General features: G+C 63.8%; 1 protein-coding gene. It reads right to left on the bottom strand.

Annotated elements, in window-relative coordinates; translation table 11 throughout:
• Positions 1–276: TetR-type transcription factor C-terminal domain-containing protein (locus SB724_RS19955; protein ID WP_486304057.1), on the bottom strand; the 276-nt coding region annotated here is incomplete at both ends.

Below are 276 nucleotides of genomic sequence, written 5' to 3'. Positions count from 1 at the left end.
GCACCGGATGAAGGACGCAGGCCAGGACGTCGGCGACGGTGATTGCGGCGCGATGCGGGTCGGCGCAGCGGTAGGCGCCGGAGGCGACACCGTCCTGAATGATCTGCTGGAGCCGCTGTTCGATCCGCTCCCGGTAGCGGTTACCCGCCTCGAACTTGGCTTCGATGGTCGTCAGAACCATCTCGAAGATATAGGGGTTGTCCTTGATATCCTGCAGATGGCTGTCAAGCAGGCGGAGCACGAAGCGCTGCAGCCGCTCCTTGGGCAGCATCTCGC

Source organism: Bacillus sp. SIMBA_031 (assembly GCF_046535225.1).
Taxonomy (GTDB): Bacteria; Bacillota; Bacilli; order Bacillales; family Bacillaceae; genus Bacillus; species Bacillus velezensis.
Note: the sequence above shows the minus strand (reverse complement) of the source record. Positions and strands in the feature narration are given on the sequence as shown.